This is a genomic window from Vibrio genomosp. F10 str. 9ZD137 (assembly GCF_049974785.1).
Lineage (GTDB): Bacteria > Pseudomonadota > Gammaproteobacteria > Enterobacterales > Vibrionaceae > Vibrio.
Genome location: NZ_JBNGCJ010000933.1, coordinates 1 through 508, shown reverse-complemented (window position 1 = coordinate 508; position 508 = coordinate 1). Strand labels below are relative to the sequence as shown.

General features: G+C 49.0%; 1 protein-coding gene. It reads left to right on the top strand.

Annotated features, from left to right (window positions below):
- On the top strand, positions 1–508 hold a 508-nt coding region (locus ACP45E_RS20475), incomplete at both ends, for a glycerate kinase (protein WP_141707457.1).

The window sequence follows — 508 nt, the reverse complement described above, 5'->3', positions numbered from 1 at the left end:
GACCGCTGTCATTGAAATGGCCGCCGCTTCAGGGCTTGACCTTGTTGAACGCAATAAACGCAATCCATTATTAACCACTTCATATGGTACGGGCGAACTGATTAAAGGCGCGCTCGACAAAGGGGTAAAACACATCATTATTGGTTTAGGTGGCAGCGCGACTAACGATGGTGGTATAGGCATGGCACAAGCTCTCGGTGCAAAGCTTATCGACAAGCATGGCAATGATTTGGCCTACGGTGGTGGCGCACTAGAGAACTTAGTGAGCATTGATTTAACCGAACTCGATCCGCGCTTACAAAGTGTTTCTCTCGAAGTCGCTTGCGATGTGGACAACCCATTGTGTGGCATAAAAGGAGCTTCCCATGTGTTTGGTCCGCAAAAAGGGGCAACATCTGAGATGATTGATACCTTAGACGCTAACCTTGCGCATTATGCAAAAGTGATCGCTGAAACCACAGGTAAAGACATCAAAGACGTAGCGGGAGCTGGGGCCGCAGGAGGCTTA